This is a genomic window from Marinobacter koreensis, assembly GCF_023156285.1.
GTDB classification, from domain to species: Bacteria; Pseudomonadota; Gammaproteobacteria; order Pseudomonadales; family Oleiphilaceae; genus Marinobacter; species Marinobacter koreensis.
On record NZ_JAKZAJ010000004.1, the window covers coordinates 96,403 to 111,912 of the forward strand.

The 15,510-nt window shown below is 59.8% G+C and carries 15 protein-coding genes; 10 read left to right on the forward strand and 5 right to left on the reverse strand.

The annotated features are described in order from the left end of the window. Positions 1–54 precede the first annotated feature (54 nt). Both MLD04_RS11735 and MLD04_RS11740 read left to right on the forward strand, forming a co-directional pair. Positions 55–912 carry a UDP-2,3-diacylglucosamine diphosphatase gene (locus MLD04_RS11735; protein ID WP_248158457.1) on the forward strand — a complete coding sequence of 286 codons (858 nt, stop codon included), beginning with the start codon at positions 55–57 and terminating at the stop codon, positions 910–912. Between the two features lie 167 nt (positions 913–1,079). Then, positions 1,080–1,754 carry an FAD-binding oxidoreductase gene (locus tag MLD04_RS11740; RefSeq protein WP_248158458.1) on the forward strand — a complete coding sequence of 225 codons (675 nt, stop codon included), beginning with the start codon at positions 1,080–1,082 and terminating at the stop codon, positions 1,752–1,754. A gap of 26 nt (positions 1,755–1,780) precedes the next feature. Here MLD04_RS11740 and MLD04_RS11745 read toward each other — a convergent pair whose 3' ends face one another. Next, positions 1,781–2,452 carry a TVP38/TMEM64 family protein gene (locus tag MLD04_RS11745; protein WP_248158461.1) on the reverse strand — a complete coding sequence of 224 codons (672 nt, stop codon included), beginning with the start codon at positions 2,450–2,452 and terminating at the stop codon, positions 1,781–1,783. A 179-nt stretch (positions 2,453–2,631) separates the two neighbouring features. Here MLD04_RS11745 and MLD04_RS11750 point away from each other — a divergent pair, with 179 nt between their 5' ends. The 8 genes from MLD04_RS11750 to MLD04_RS11785 all read left to right on the forward strand — a co-directional run bounded on the left by MLD04_RS11750 (position 2,632) and on the right by MLD04_RS11785 (position 13,366). Next, positions 2,632–4,830 (forward strand): FAD-dependent oxidoreductase, encoded by a 2,199-nt coding sequence (locus tag MLD04_RS11750; protein ID WP_248158464.1) that lies wholly within the window; start codon positions 2,632–2,634, stop codon positions 4,828–4,830. A 1-nt stretch (position 4,831) separates the two neighbouring features. Beyond that, positions 4,832–5,797 (forward strand): radical SAM protein, encoded by a 966-nt coding sequence (locus MLD04_RS11755; protein WP_248158466.1) that lies wholly within the window; start codon positions 4,832–4,834, stop codon positions 5,795–5,797. A 402-nt stretch (positions 5,798–6,199) separates the two neighbouring features. Beyond that, entirely contained in the window at positions 6,200–7,603 is a 1,404-nt protein-coding gene (locus MLD04_RS11760; protein WP_248158468.1) for a sodium:solute symporter family transporter, read from the forward strand. A gap of 4 nt (positions 7,604–7,607) precedes the next feature. Then, positions 7,608–8,552 (forward strand): metallophosphoesterase family protein, encoded by a 945-nt coding sequence (locus MLD04_RS11765; RefSeq protein WP_248158470.1) that lies wholly within the window; start codon positions 7,608–7,610, stop codon positions 8,550–8,552. 156 nt (positions 8,553–8,708) lie between these two features. After that, entirely contained in the window at positions 8,709–9,224 is a 516-nt protein-coding gene (gene ectA, locus MLD04_RS11770; RefSeq protein ID WP_248158473.1) for a diaminobutyrate acetyltransferase, read from the forward strand. 187 nt (positions 9,225–9,411) lie between these two features. Beyond that, entirely contained in the window at positions 9,412–10,680 is a 1,269-nt protein-coding gene (gene ectB, locus MLD04_RS11775; protein WP_248158476.1) for a diaminobutyrate--2-oxoglutarate transaminase, read from the forward strand. A gap of 50 nt (positions 10,681–10,730) precedes the next feature. Further along, complete coding sequence (locus MLD04_RS11780; protein WP_248158478.1) at positions 10,731–12,182, forward strand: aspartate kinase; 1,452 nt, start codon at positions 10,731–10,733, stop codon at positions 12,180–12,182. A 185-nt stretch (positions 12,183–12,367) separates the two neighbouring features. After that, positions 12,368–13,366 carry a sigma-70 family RNA polymerase sigma factor gene (locus MLD04_RS11785; RefSeq protein WP_248158480.1) on the forward strand — a complete coding sequence of 333 codons (999 nt, stop codon included), beginning with the start codon at positions 12,368–12,370 and terminating at the stop codon, positions 13,364–13,366. Positions 13,367–13,371: 5 nt separating this feature from the next. Here the strand turns inward: MLD04_RS11785 and MLD04_RS11790 are convergent, their stop codons facing one another. Genes MLD04_RS11790 through MLD04_RS11805 form a run of 4 tightly spaced genes read right to left on the reverse strand, consistent with a single transcriptional unit; the run spans position 13,372 to position 15,508 of the window. After that, positions 13,372–13,827, reverse strand: coding sequence for a DUF3429 domain-containing protein (locus MLD04_RS11790; RefSeq protein ID WP_248158483.1), 456 nt, complete (start codon positions 13,825–13,827; stop codon positions 13,372–13,374). After that, a complete protein-coding gene (locus MLD04_RS11795; protein ID WP_248158486.1) occupies positions 13,824–14,129 on the reverse strand; it encodes a DUF6482 family protein in 306 nt (101 codons plus the stop codon). The genes MLD04_RS11790 and MLD04_RS11795 overlap by 4 nt, the downstream gene beginning before the upstream one ends. 57 nt (positions 14,130–14,186) lie before the next feature. Beyond that, positions 14,187–14,768 (reverse strand): DNA-3-methyladenine glycosylase I, encoded by a 582-nt coding sequence (locus MLD04_RS11800; RefSeq protein ID WP_248158488.1) that lies wholly within the window; start codon positions 14,766–14,768, stop codon positions 14,187–14,189. A gap of 8 nt (positions 14,769–14,776) precedes the next feature. After that, positions 14,777–15,508 carry a 4'-phosphopantetheinyl transferase family protein gene (locus MLD04_RS11805; RefSeq protein ID WP_248158490.1) on the reverse strand — a complete coding sequence of 244 codons (732 nt, stop codon included), beginning with the start codon at positions 15,506–15,508 and terminating at the stop codon, positions 14,777–14,779. Positions 15,509–15,510: the final 2 nt, after the last annotated feature.

Below are 15,510 nucleotides of genomic sequence, written 5' to 3' on the forward strand. Positions count from 1 at the left end.
ACCCGCCTCTGCAAAGGTGACGTTATCCGGAATGGTTGAGTGGCGGGAGGCGACATGCGTAACTACCGGAGCGTATTCATTTCCGATGTCCATCTGGGTACGGCCGATTGCCAGGCCGACTACCTGTTGGATTTCCTCCATAAGGTCCAGTGCGACACCCTGTATCTGGTGGGCGACATTGTCGACCTGATCGCCATGCAGCGTCGGGCTCATTTCCCCGAAACCCACCGCAAGGTCGTCCATCGTCTGATGGATCTGGCGGCCTCCGGCACCCGCGTGGTCTACATTCCCGGTAATCACGACGAATTCTTCCGCCGCTTCTGCGGGCAGACCCTGTCCGGCATCGAGTTGCGGGAAAAAGCGGTGCACACCACCGCCGATGGCCGACAATTCCTGGTGTGTCATGGCGACCAGTTTGACCAGGTGGTCCGCTGCAGTCCGCTGATGCTGCTGGTAGGCGATCGGGCCCATGGGGTGTTGCTGCGGGTCAACCGTTGGTTCAACGCCCTGCGCCGGCTTCAGGGCAAGCCTTACTGGTCCCTCGCCGCCTGGGTGAAGGGCCGGATCGGGCGTGCGCGCACCTTCATTCGCCGGTTCGAACTGGCGGCCCTGACCGTGGCGGAGCGGGGTCACTACGACGGCTTCATTTGCGGCCACATCCATTCGGCGGGGTTCCTGCGCAGTGACGAGGCCCTCTACTGCAACGACGGCGACTGGGTAGAGCATTGCACCGCCCTCACTGAACGGGAGGACGGACGGCTGGAGTTACTGCACTGGTCAGAGTGCCCGACCGTGCTGGCCGTCGAGCCTGCCGGGCCCCATCCGGATGTCTGTGGTGAGGATCGGCCCGCCGTCGATGTTCTGCCCGCCCGGTTCGTGGAGCAGGTGCATCGATTGAGTGAGTTTGGATAACGAGGCTTATCCGGTGGCCAATCTCGCCCCTGAGTCGGCGCACGCAGAGGTTTGATGGGGGTGTCAGTACGTTGACGGCTCGGCGGGCGAGATCTACGGTTAAAAGACGTTGAGTGCATGCCAAGCAACGGCAGAGGCCGACCCAGGCAGCAAGCATAGGGGGAGCTATGACTCATACGCTGGAAATCCAGGATATCCGAGAAGTTACCCACGACGTCAGGCAGATCCGGCTTGAAAAGCCCGAGGGGTACACCTTTACGCCGGGTCAGGCCACCGAGGTCGCCGTTGATCGCGAGGGCTGGAGAGACGAGGGGCGGCCCTTCACCTTTACCTCGCTCGACTCGGATCCCTATCTGGAGTTCGTCATAAAAATCTACCCGGAGCATCAGGGCGTGACCGACCAGATCAGACAGCTCAGCCCGGGCGACAGGCTGATCATCGGCAACCCGTGGGGAACGATTGAATACAAGGGCGAGGGCATATTCCTGGCCGGCGGCGCGGGTGTGACGCCGTTTATCGCCATTCTGCGCGATCTGCATCGCAAAGGCGAAACCGGCAATAACCAGTTGCTCTTTTCCAACAAGAGCGAGCGGGACATCATCCTGAAGGACGAGTTCGCGACCATTCTGGGTGATCAGTTCATGAACGTGATCACCCGGGAGAAGCCGACGGGTGATCACGTTTTTCTGGATGGCGTCATCGACAAGGCGTTTCTGAAATCACAGATCAGCGATTTCGACCAGTCCTTCTACGTGTGCGGCCCCGACCCTTTCAACAACGCCATCATGGCTGCGCTCGAGGAATTGGGAGCCAGCCCGGACGCGCTGATCTTTGAGAAGTAGGTCGGGTGCATGGGCATTCGCTGCTGTTACTGGTGAAGGTGAAGCCAGCGGGTAAGCCGCGATTCCGGGTGGCGGCTCAGATGCCAGGGTAACCATACCATGACGGCCAGTATGGCCAGCCCGGCGGAGACGGTCAGTACCGGATTCAGCCGGAAGGTGTTTCCAAGGCCGGCGAACACCAGCGTCATCGGCAACATGCCGATCAGGGTTGCAACGGCAAAACGCCAGGTCTTGATGGCGGTAACGCCGGCGGCATAGCTGATCAGGGCGAACGAGAATATCGGTATCAGGCGGGTGAGCAGGATGGCGATGGTCAGAAAACGCTGTGAGCCATTTCTGGCAAGCACCGGATTGTCCGGGAAACGTTGGTAGACCGCCTCCCTGCCGAGAAATCGGGCGATCCAGAAGGCCACGAGTGCACCAACAACGGCGCCAGTCGCGGCGATAGCCGTTCCCGGCAAAACGCCAAAGGCCAGTCCGGCTGTCACGCTGACAGGCAGTGTCGGTATCGGGCCTACGACAACCGCAATCAGCATCATCAGCATGAGCAGCAAGGGGCCCGTCACCCCCTGGCTTTGCAGCCAGCTCGCCAGGGCATCTGGTGAAAAGCCCGGGGGCATGCCCAGTATCTGTAGCAGCCACCAGGCAGCGGCCAGTGCGCCGATGACCACAAGAACAACTGCAATTCGTAATGCCATCCAGGAGCCTTCCCTATTGGCGGCTGATAGAGGTTTTATCGAAGAGTTATCGGCGGTTTAGAACTCGGTGACAACTTCATGCGTAGTAGTAGGGTAGTCTAGCGCTGTAAGTCGACCGGTGTAACAAATCCCGGTGTCGGGTGTTTTGACGAGTAAACACGCCATTGGTGGAGAAAAGGATGAAATCGGGAAAGTTGTTGCTGGTCGCCCTGATCGTGATAGCGATTGCCGCATTCTGGCTTTCGGGAGGGAGCGAATGGCTGACCCTGGATGCTCTCAAGCAAAATCGGGCGGCACTGGAACAGTGGAATCATGAGCACTTTTCCCTGGCTCTGACTCTCTACGCGTTCGCCTACGTGCTGGTGACCGCACTGTCCTTGCCCGGGGCGGCGGTGATGACCCTCGCGGGCGGTGCCCTGTTCGGAAACCTCTTTGGTCTGGTTGCAGTGTCGCTGGCCTCCACCATTGGCGCTTCCATAGCATTTCTCGTGGCCCGTTTCCTGTTGCGGGATACGTTGCAGGCAAAATATCGGGAGACCGTGGCCAGAATTGATCGGGGGATCGAAAAGGACGGTGCGTTCTACCTGGCCACGCTGAGACTGGTGCCGGTGTTTCCGTTCTTCCTGATCAACCTGACTCTGGGGCTGACGGGGATGCGGCTCTGGACCTACGCCTGGGTCAGCTGGCTGGCCATGCTTCCGGGTACTTTTGTTTATGTGAACGCCGGGACCCAACTGGGGCAGGTCGAGGCGCTGGGTGATATTGTGTCCGGCGATCTGCTGCTCTCTTTCGCCCTGCTCGGGCTGTTTCCTCTCATCGCCAAATTTGTGGTGGGCTTTCTGCGTCGCCGTAAGGTGTATTCAGGCTGGCAGAAGCCCGAGCATTTTGACTACAACCTGCTGGTCATCGGTGGCGGTTCCGCCGGGCTGGTGTCCGCCTATATCGCAGCGGCTGTCAAAGCGAAAGTAGCACTGATCGAGAAAGATAAAATGGGCGGCGATTGCCTGAATACCGGTTGCGTCCCTTCCAAGGCGCTCATCCGCAGTGCCAGGGCCGCGGATACGCTACGCCATGCCAATCGTTACGGGTTGGAATCGGTCCCCGTGAAAGGTTCCTTCCGCAACATCATGAACCGGGTCAGGGAGGTCATCGCCCAGGTGGAGCCCCATGATTCCCCGGAGCGATACCGCAAGCTGGGTGTGGACTGCATCTCTGGCGAGGCCAGCTTCGTATCTCCCTGGGAGCTGCAAGTTACTCATCCGGACGGTCGCACCGAGAGGCTGACGGCACGAAGCATTGTGGTTGCTACCGGCGGTAAGCCAGCCATGCCGCCGATTCCGGGGCTGGCGGACATGGATCCGCTCACTTCCGACAACCTGTGGGAATTGCAGGAGCAGCCTGGACGTTTGCTGGTGCTTGGTGGTGGCCCCATTGGCTGCGAGCTGGCTCATGCTTTCGCAGGACTGGGTAGCCAGGTGACTCAGGTGGAGCGAGGCGAGCGTTTGCTGCCCCGGGAAGATGCCGACGTGGCGGATGTGATCCGGAAACAGTTTGAAAACGATGGCATCCGCGTTCTTCTGGGCCATGCCGCCGCAGAGTTTCGGCTGGAAGAAGGTGAGAAAGTCGCCTACTGCGAACACGAAGGCGAGCGGGTCAGCATACCGTTCGATGCCGTGCTGGTGGCCGTCGGTCGGGCGGCCAACACCTCGGGCCTAAACCTGGAGAGAATCGGGGTTGAAACCTTGCCCAATGGCACGGTTCCGGTGGAGGAAGACATGAGCCTTCGATATCCGAATGTCTTTGCCTGTGGCGACGTGGCCGGACCCTACCAGTTCACCCATGCCGCCTCGCACCAGGCCTGGTATGCGGCCGTGAACGGGCTGTTCGGCCAGTTCAAACGTTTCAAGGTGGATTACCGCGTGATGCCCTGGGTAACCTTCACGTCGCCCGAAGTGGCCCGGGTGGGGCTCAGTGAGGAGGAGGCCAAAGAGAAAGGGATTGCCTACGAGCTGACCCGGTACGGGCTAGATGATCTCGATCGGGCGATTGCGGAAAGTGAGGCGCATGGGTTTATCAAGGTGCTCACGCCCCCGGGCAAAGACCGGATACTCGGAGCCGTGGTGGTCGGCGCGCACGCGGGCGAGATCCTGGCGGAGTTTACCCTGGCAATGAAGCACGGACTGGGACTGAACAAGATTCTGGGGACCATCCACCCCTACCCGACCTGGAACGAGGCCGCCAAATACGCAGCCGGTGAATGGAAGCGCGCCCACGCGCCGACGGGCGCTCTCCGATTACTGGAGAAACTCCATGGCTGGCGGCGGGGTAAGGCCGGCCGGGCCAACCATAAACAAATGTCTGCTGACAAAGGTGTGTAATATGCCCCTGACCGAAGCCCGAGAGGCGCGTAGACGTATCCCCGCTGTGGAGGTTCTGGAACCCAGGGCCTCGGACAGCTGGACCCATACCCGAAACGGGGACCCCCGTGGCTACATTGATTCTGACCGGCTCAAAGAGCTCTGGATCCATACGGGCACGGCCTGCAATCTGGCCTGTCCGTTCTGCCTGGAAGGCTCCCACCCGGGTGACGGTCGTATTCCTGGGATGAAACTCTCGGACGTAAAACCCTTTATTCACGAAGCCCTTGATATGGGGGTGGAACAGTTTTCCTTCACCGGTGGCGAGCCGTTCGTGATCCGGGACTTCGTCAATATCCTGGACTATGCCAGTCAGCACCGGCCCTGCTTCGTGCTCACCAACGCTACCGAGCCACTGCTGAAACGCCGGCACCAGGTGTTGCCATTGTTGCAGAATCCGTACCCGATCCACTTCCGGGTCAGCCTCGATTTTCCCGACCGTGCCCGCCACGACAAGGATCGCGGCGAGGGGAGTTTTGAGCAGGCGCTGGAGGGTATCCGCTGGTTGATCGATCAGGGCTTCAAGGTATCGATCGCCCGTCAGACGGATCCTGAAGAGATTCCGTCAAAGGTGGAATCGGCGTTTCGGGGCATTTTCCGGGACCGGGGCATTCCTGAAGATCTGGCGTTCACCGCCTTTCCGGATCTGGGGACGCCCGGTTCGGAAGACGGCAGTCCGGAGATCACCGAGACCTGCATGGAGAAGTATCCGACCAAGGAATCCCGGGACCATTTTATGTGCACCTATACGCGGATGCTGGTGAAAAAGGGTGATCAGGTGCGGGTGTATGCCTGCACGCTGGTGGATGACGATCCCCAGTACGACCTTGGGGGCACGTTGGCCGAGAGTATGGACGAGCGGATTATGTTGCGGCATCACCGGTGTTTTGCCTGTTATCGGTTTGGGGCTAGTTGTTCGGCGCCTTGATTCGGTAGGACTGGTAGCTGGGCGTTGGCGGTCTGGGGGTGGGGGTTCTTTCTCCTTGGAAAAACAACTCGCTTTGCTCGGACACGTTTTTCTGGCGGAGAAAGAACCCCCACCCCCAGACCGCGGAAACGGCTTTGCCAGTCGTGAAGAAAGAAAAAAGCAAAGATTTCTTTGGCGTTCGGGTGATCTCACGGACTCGGGGACTGAACTGCCATGGTTGAACGAGGAGATGGGAGGTAGGGAGACCAAAAAATGTGGAGCGCCAGGGATGGCGCGACCAAGCCCCCCACGGATGGGTTCACGGGCGTTTTTTTGGTCTCCCTACCTTCCAGCTCCGATATCGCCGAATGATGTAATCCCGGGCAGTGTCCCGGATCCAAAAACAAAGAGTTGGAAAGCACAATGAACTTTACTGAAGCCTCCCTGTTCTGGGGGTTCCTGCTGGTTTATGGCGTGGTGATGTACGCGCTGTCGCCGAAGAGCAAGAACGCGAATTCGTTTTATAAAGGTGCCGATGATCAGGGCAATCCTGTGGGTCAGTGGTCACTGACGGCGAGTATCTTCATCAGCTGGATCTTTGCCAAGTCGGTGACCAACGCGGCCAACCTCGGGGCGGCCTACGGCGTGGTTGGGGGGCTGGCTTACGCGAGTTACTGGCTGTCGATTCCGGTGGCAGGCTACATCATCTACCTGATCCGGACGCAGACCGGGGCGCGGAGTCTTCAGGAGTTCCTGACCTCCCGGTTTGGGCGGCTGGCGGCGCTGGCGTTTGCGGCGGCGATTCTGATCCGGCTCTACAACGAAGTCTGGAGCAATACCGCGGTGGTCGGTGGCTACTTCGGTCTGCCCGGGCAGTGGCAATACTATACGGCGGCGATGCTGTTCACCGTCTTCACCCTCGCCTACAGCCTGAAGGGCGGTCTGCGGTCATCGATTTTCACCGACGTGATCCAGGCCGTGGTGTTCGTGTTCTTTGTGGGCGCGGTGCTTTTCCTGATTGTGCCGGCCAACGACACCAGTGCCCTGCTCAGCAATGGCGAATTTCGCCTGGATGCCGGGTTTGACCTCCTGCTTGTCGCGCTGCTGCAGATGTTCAGTTATCCCTTCCACGATCCGGTGCTGACGGACCGGGGGTTTGTGAACCGGGAGAAGACCATGCTCAAGAGCTTTGTGGTGGCCGGTCTGCTCGGGTTTGTCGCGGTATTCATCTTCAGCCTGGTGGGAGTGCATGCGCGTCTCCAGGGTCTGGATCCGATGGGCAATGCGCCGGCCGCGGTCGGGCAGTCGCTTGGTCTGGCGGCTTTGTTCTTCATGAGTGTGGTCATGATGACCTCTGCCGGCTCCACGCTGGATTCCACCTTCACCTCGCTGGCGAAATCTATGGCGGTGGATCTGCCCCGTCTGGCCCAGAGGGCCAGGGACCGGCTGCCGAGTGTGCGCGTGGGAGCGGTGGTTATGGTGGTGTTCGCCCTGCTGGGCAACATCCCGATGTTTGCCGGCACCGACATCCTCAAGGCCACCACGATTTCCGGGACCATGGTGATGGGGTTGGCACCGGTGTTCCTGTTCTACGGATTTACCCGCTGGTCGCCCTGGAGTTTTCACCTCAGTTTCTGGTCCGGGCTGGTGCTGGGGGTTCTGTTGGCCATTGGCATGATCCCGGCGAGTTGGGCGATCGGTGATGGCAAGTACGCGCTCCTGCTTGGCGTGAATGCCTGGGGCTTCCTGATCTGCAGCGCCGGATTCTTCGTGCCCCTGGTACTCCGCCGGCTGGCGGGTCGTTCGCTGGCGGCCGGGGAGGTGTGAACCCATGGAGGAAGGTCGCAGCTGTCCCCTGGCGTATCGGTATTCACCATCCCGCCTCGGAGAGGATCCGATAGAGGTCACGGAAGACGTGCTCTACATCGTGGGCGGCCTCTACGGGAACATTGAGGCGCTGGACGAAATTGAACGGATGGCCGATGAGGAAGTGCGCGACGGGCGTCGGGTGCGCCTGGTTTTCAACGGCGATTTCAACTGGTTCAACGCCAGTGATGACCTCTTTCGTGAGATCAACGCCCGGGTGTTGCGGCATATGGCCTGCCTCGGGAATGTCGAGTATGAGCTGGCGAATCCCAGCCCGGGTGCGGGGTGTGGTTGCGCCTATCCGGATTTTGTCGATCAGGGTGTCGTCGAACGTTCCAATCGCATCATTTCCAGGCTACAGGATATCGCCCGGGGTCAGCCGGACCTGATGGAAAAATTGGGGCGTCTGCCCCGATTCCGGTGCCTGATATTTGGAGGCCTAAAGATTTTGGTGCTGCACGGCGACCCGGAGTCTCTCGCCGGCTGGGGTCTGGCCCATGAGGCGTTCGCCGGCGGTAATCAAAAGCAGCTTGAATCCTGGTTCGCAGCGACCGGTGCCGATGCGATGGTCTGTACCCATACCTGCCTGCCTGAGCTCTGGTCCGGCAGTGTCGAAGGGCGCAAACGGGTGGTGGTGAATAACGGCTCGGCGGGCATGGGCAACCTGAGCTCGGATTGCCGTGGCCTGATTGCTCGTGTCAGTGCTTCAGGCGGCGCCGTTGAGCCGCTTGTCGCGACAGACTCTCACGGCGTGCAGTTTTCGCTACAGCCGGTCAGCTTTGATCACGAGGCGTGGATGGAGCGGTTCGATGCCATCTGGCCAGCCGATTCCGACGCTGCGCTCTCCTATCGGAACCGGCTGCTGGAAGGAACGACCCTGCAGCCCGCCAATGTCCGATTCCTTGCCTGACTGTCATTCGAATGTCACTGGCGAATGCTGCAATCCGGTCTATTCTTAAAAAGTCGAGGCAGGGTGCTCGGCCGAGTACCCGTTTCCCGCTGACTTGAAATATATTTTGTGGTCTATATAATTCAGCACTAACTTTTGAAGCGAATTGATCACGTTATGACATCAGAAGGTTCGAATACCACCGCCATCAGCCTCCGCAAACCGACGAAGGATGATGGCTTTCGGCTTAACCAGCTGGTGGCGGAATGCCCACCGCTGGACCCCAACTCGATTTACTGCAACCTGTTGCAGTGCAGCCACTTTGCCGAAACCGGCGTGGCCGCGGAGAAGGAAGGCGATCTGGTCGGCTTTATCTCCGGATACATCCCTCCCCAACAGCCCGAGACCGTGTTTGTCTGGCAAGTGGCCGTTCACGAGAAAGGTCGTGGACAGGGTCTCGCCAAGCGGATGCTGAAAGAGATCGTTTCCCGGGATGCGTGCAAAGACGTGACCCATATGGAAACGACCATCACCGCCGACAACGAGGCCTCATGGGCGCTGTTCCGTTCATTCGCCCGTGATATGGGAGCCGAGCTCACCTACCACGAGCACTTCGAGAAAGAGACCCATTTTGGCGGCAAGCACGACTCCGAGTTCCTGCTGCGCATCGGGCCTTTCACGAAGCCTGTCTGAGAGCCCTGAGTTCACGATCAAACATCGTGAATGACTGACTGTGATTTGGACTAGCCGGTGGGCCACCCGAGGTGGGCCCGCTATCAAGGCTTAAACCAACGCACGGCGGGCTTGTCGCGACCGATATTTACCAACCGGCAGGCTCCCGCGCATTTACCTCGAACCTGACATGCTAAGAGGCAAGACAATGGAAATTTTCAAGTCGACCGAATCCGAAGTACGTGTTTATTCCCGTGCCTTTCCGGTGATTTTCAACCGCGCCAAGAATGCGCATCTGTACACCGAAGACGGCAAGGAGTACCTGGATTTTCTGGCCGGTGCCGGTTCCCTGAACTACGGCCATAACAACGACATTCTCAAGAAGGCGTTGCTTGAATACATCGAGGCCGATGGCGTGAGCCAGGGCCTGGACCTGTTCACCACCGCCAAGCACGACTTCATCGAGTCGTACAAGAAGCACATCCTCGAGCCGCGCGGACTGGACTACAAGATGCAGTTCACCGGCCCCACCGGTACCAACTGTGTGGAAGCGGCCATGAAACTGGCGCGCAAGGTGAAGGGCCGTACCGGCATTATCTCCTTCACCAACGGCTTCCACGGTGTGACCACCGGCGCGGTTGCCGCGACTGGTAACAAGCATCACCGCGGTGGTGTCGGTACCCCGCTGGGCAACGTCGACTTCATGTTCTACGACGGCTACCTGGGCGAGGACGTCGATACCCTGAAGATCATGGACAAGGTGCTGTCGGACAGCTCCTCCGGTGTGGAACTGCCCGCTGCCGTCATCGTGGAAGCGGTGCAGGGCGAAGGTGGTCTGAACGCCGCCCGCGCTGAATGGCTCAAGGGCTTGTCGGATCTGTGCAAGAAGCACGACATCCTGCTGATCCTGGACGACATCCAGGCGGGCAACGGCCGTACCGGCGAGTTCTTCAGCTTTGAGTTCGCGGGCATCAAGCCGGACATCGTGACTGTGTCCAAGTCCCTGAGTGGCTACGGTCTGCCGATGGCGCTGGTGCTGTTCAAGCCGGAACTGGACGTCTGGGATCCGGGCGAGCACAACGGTACTTTCCGCGGCAACAACATGGCGTTCATTACCGCTCGCGCTGCGGTTGAGACCTACTGGAAGGACGACGCCTTCGCCAACGAAGTGAAGGCGAAATCCAAGGTTCTGGGCGACGCCCTGAAAGCCATTTGCGATAAGTACCCGACCGAATTCAAAATGAAGGGCCGTGGCATGATGCGGGGTATCGAGGCGAAGGACGCGGACCTGACCGGTCCGATTACCAAGCGTGCCTTCGAGCGTGGCCTGATCATCGAGACCAGTGGTCCGAATGACGAAGTCATCAAGTGCCTGATGCCGTTGACCACCAGCGAGGAAGACCTGAAGAAGGGTGCTGCCCTGCTGGCCGAAAGTGTCGACGAAATCATGCAGGAAGGTGTGAGCGAGGCGTCGTAAGACGCCCGCTTTTCAGGACATTCATTCCGCAGGATAGCGAAGGCCGACTTATGACTACTGCACAACATACCGTCGAGAAAATCGGCGGTACTTCCATGAGTAACTACGAGGCCGTGCGCGACAACATCATTGTTGGCCAGCGTACCAAGGACGACCTCTACCAGCGTATCTTCGTGGTGTCCGCCTATGGCGGCGTGACCGACGAACTGCTGGAACACAAGAAGACCGGCGAGCCGGGCGTCTATGCCCTGTTTGCCGATGCCGAATCGGACTGGGCCTGGGGTGACGATCTCACCAAGTTGATCCAGTTCCTGACCGATTTCAACGGCGAGCTTTTCGAAGATCCGATGCTCAAGCAGCAGGCGGACCAGTTCATCACCGACCGAATCGAAGGGGTGCGCGGGTGCCTGATCGATCTGCAACGGCTGTGCTCCTATGGCCAGTTCCAGCTTGAAGAACATCTGCTGACCGTGCGTGAAATGCTCGCCGGCATCGGTGAAGCGCACAGTGCTTTCAATACCGCTCTGAAACTGCAGCAGGAAGGCATCAACGCCCGCTTTGTTGATCTGACCGGCTGGCGCGATTCGGAGCTTCTGCCCCTGGATGAGAAGCTCAAGCAGGCGTTCGACAACGTCGACCTGACCCGCGAGCTGCCGATCGTGACCGGCTACGCCCAGTGCAAGGAAGGCCTGATGCGGACCTTCGACCGGGGCTACAGCGAAATGACCTTCAGCCGGGTGGCGGTCATTACCCATGCCCGCGAAGCCATCATTCACAAGGAATATCACCTGAGCTCCGCCGACCCGAAAATCGTCGGTGAGGACAAGGTGGTGCCGCTGGGCAGGACCAACTATGACGTGGCGGACCAGCTGGCGAACCTGGGAATGGAAGCGATTCATCCCCGGGCCGGCAAGGGTCTCCGCCAGAACGAGATTCCGCTTCGGGTAATGAACACCTTCGAGCCGGAGCATACCGGTACGCTGATCACCGGCGATTACATCAGCGAGACACCGCAGGTGGAGATCGTCGCGGGCGCCAAGGGCGTGTTTGCCATCGAGGTGTTCGACCAGGACATGCAGGGCGAGCCGGGCTCCGACCGGAAGATCCTGGACGTACTGAGCCGCTTCAAGGTCCGGTTCATGTCCAAGGACACCAACGCCAATACGATCACCCATTACGTGGATACCACGCTCAAGCACGTCAAACGGGTGGTCAAGGCGCTGGAACAGGAGTTTCCGAACGCCGAGATCAGCACCCGCAAGGTGGCCCTGGTATCGGCCATCGGCAGTGACATGAAAGTGCCGGGCATCCTCGCCCGCTCCGTGAAGTCTCTGGCGGATCGTGAAATCAGTGTCTTGGCCGTGCACCAGTGCATGCGTCAGGTGGACATCCAGTTCGTAATCGACGAAGACAATTACGAACAGGCGATTGTTGCCCTGCACGGCGCCTTGATTGAACCGCACAATCACGAATACGCGATTGTTGCCGCATCAATCGAGTAAGAGGTTACCCGCAGGCGGAACCGGTCGCTTCGCCTGTGGGTAATGGAGGACGTCTTGCCTCCAGATCGGGCGCCCGGCCGGCCGCCTCACCCTGAGTGAGTGTTTTGGCCGGGCGTGGCCGATCCAGTGACCACCCTGCCTCGTATTTCCCTGTACATTCTCAGACCAAGATCGGACCCAACGTCATGTTGCATACTGACACTATGGGACCGTCTCCGACTCTGCCCCGCGATGGCGAAAGGGATTCCCTGGTCGGGCTGTATTTCAGGGATGCGTCCCGGTACGACCTGCTTTCCGACGAACAGGAACGTCGTCTTTCCCGAAAACTGACCCTCTGTTTCCGGGTCATCAGCCGTGAGCTGGCCCTGCCCGAAACCACGCCCCAGACCTTCCGTGAGGTGGTGGGCAGCCTGGGCGATGCCTGTGCCTTCTCGACCCGCTGCCGGCGGGCCTACCACCTTGCGATGGCGTGTCGCCGGAAGCTGATTCAGAGCAACCTCCGCCTTGCGGTACATATCGCCCGGCGGTTCGGGCAGAACGGCATTCCCATGTCGGATCTGATCCAGGACGCCAACGTTGGCCTGATCAAGGCGGCGGAGCGGTTTGATCCGGGCAAGGGTTTCCGGTTTTCCACCTACGCCTACTGGTGGATCAGTGAAGAGGTGAAACGCTGCCTTCAGCGAGGCACCCGGGTGGTCCACACGCCAGAGAACGTGGTTGATGAGATCCGCAAGTTGCAGAAAGTTTCGCTACGGCTCAACCGCGAACTCGGACGGGAACCCTCCCAGGCCGAACTGGCCCGGGAAATGGAAGCTTCTCCCTCACGAATTGGTGAGCTGAGGGCGTTGGCTTCGAGAGAGATTTCCACCGAAACACCGCTGGTGGAGAACAGTGCCCTGACCCTTGGAGACAGCCTCGAGGGGCGTGGCAGCATGACTCCGGACCATCCGATGTCCGAGAGAGACCGGCAGCGGGCCCTGCGACGCATGCTGGGCGAGTTGACCGAACGTGAGCAGGACATCCTCACACGCCGCTTCGGACTGGATCGTCCCGCACCGGAGACCCTCCAGGTCATATCCGACCAGTTGGGTATCAGTCGGGAGCGGGTTCGCCAGATCGAGAAGGGAGCCCTGCGCAAGCTGCAGAGTCGGTTTGAGCGTCTGGATGACGCTTACGGCGCCTGATCCCCTCAGGCGCCGTGCAACAACAGGAACCAGGCTGCCACGGTCAATTGGCAGGCCAGCACAACCGTGGTCAGTACCAGCCTCAGGCGCCGGTACCAGTCCGGCCAGTAAATCCGCATCCATCGCGCATCGACAACGTACAGGGCCAGGTAGGCGATCGTGTACAACACAATCTGCGCGTGGGTCGACAGGAGGAGCCCGATCCCGGCCGTCACGAAAAAGACCTGGCTGAGCAGCATGGTGACCAGCGGTGAGAGGGGGTAACAGCGATTTTCAAGCTGCATCGCAATGGGCCAGTAAACCCCGGCCATAAAGGCCAGGATGCCGGCGCTGTAAAGATAGAAGTAGCCCATGATGGCGACGCTGCTTCCCGGTATCAGGAAGAGGCCAACCACGCCGAGGAGGAAGGGGATGAGTCCGGCGATCCCCACCAGAACCGCAAGTCGCGAAACCGAAATCACTGGCGCTGCCTCTGGACCTTGATCCGCATCGGCTCGATCGGCCCGGACGCCATCCCGACCATTTCATGGTAGGCCGATGGATGAACAACCTCGGTTTCTCGCACCTGGAAGGAGCCCAGCGTATCCTGAATTTCCCAGGCGCTCCGGAACAGTCGTGTCTTGTGGTCCGGGTCGGAGAGCAGCAACGTCTGATCATCAATCACCAGCCGTGCCATATAGCGCTGGCCTTCCAGAGAAATGATTTCCAGGAGGTCGATGACCAGATCCCGCGTGTTTCTGAGTTCGTCGAGGGTGATTCTCACAATCAGGCTCCGGAGTAGTTGACTCACCCCTAATTACGACCCTGAATCACCAGAGGATCATTTTGCCAGCTCGTAACACACCGGATGTTGGGGGCAGCTGACGAGGTGATCGTTGACCATACCGGTGGCCTGCATGAAGGCATAAACGATTGTAGGGCCGACAAAGTTGAAGCCTGCCTTTTTCAGGGCTTTGGACATGGCCACCGATTCCGGTGTTGTGGTTGGCACCTCATCAAGCGTTCGCCATCGGTTCTGGATGGGCTGGTGATCGACGAACGACCACAGGAAATCGGCGAACTCGGTTCCCTGATCCCGGAGCGCCAGGTAACCCCGGGCGTTGCGAATGATGGACTGGACCTTCAGGCGGTTTCGGATAATTCCGGGATTGGAAAGCAGGGCCTCGACCTTGCGGTCGTCATAACGCACGATCCGCTCGGGGTCGAAGTGATCATAGGCCTCCCGGTAAGCGTCTTGCTTGCGCAGAATCGTGATCCAGCTCAGCCCGGCCTGCTGGCCATCCAGGCAGAGCTTCTCGAACAACGCCTGGCTGTCGTATTCCGGTCGCCCCCAGACCGTGTCGTGGTAGTGAACGTAGAGTGGATCATCACCACACCAGGGACAACGCTGGGATTCGCTCATGGGACGGCTCATTCCTTCGGGTGGATGTTGCGCTGGATGACAGGCTCCCAGACGGCCGGAAGTCGCTCGGGTTCGTCCAGATCGAAGTTGTCCGGCGGCGGGGACAGGAGCTGGATGCCCGGTAACGCCTGGGGGCCTTCTGTTGCCGGCTTCCGATAGACGAGTGTGACCAGAAAGCCCTCGCAATCGTAACTGCACACGCGCCAGTCAGTGTCGGGCTGATCTCCATAGAGTTCAAATCCGGGCCGTATTTCCAGTGTCTGGAGATTGTTGGCGATACCCCGCCCGGTCGCCTTCAGCCAGGCTTCCTTGAGTGTCCAGGCCGCGAGGAAGTCCGCCGGGGTGCCGGTTGTCAGCAACCAGGCCTGTTCGACGGGAGAGAACCAGCGTTGGACGACCTTTTCCCAGCGGGGATGGCGACGACGAGGCTCGATGTCGATTCCAATGCCGGCCAGGGGGCCAACGGCGCAGGCTGACAGCCCATGACTGTGGCTCAGTGTCAGGTGCCAGCCCGGCGGTGTTTCGGAGGCGGTGGGACGGCCGCTGATTGGCCGACAGTTCCTGGAAGATTCGCCGGACGCACCCGCGAGAGCTTGCCGGATCAGCCAGCGACTGGTCAGGTATTCACGCCGGCGGGGCCCGGTCAGACGCGACAGCGCGTCAGTCTCGGGCTCGGTCAGCCAGGCAGGCGGGGTGTCGGGCGCACTGCCCGTTTGGTGGCAAAGCCAGATGGAAGGCATGG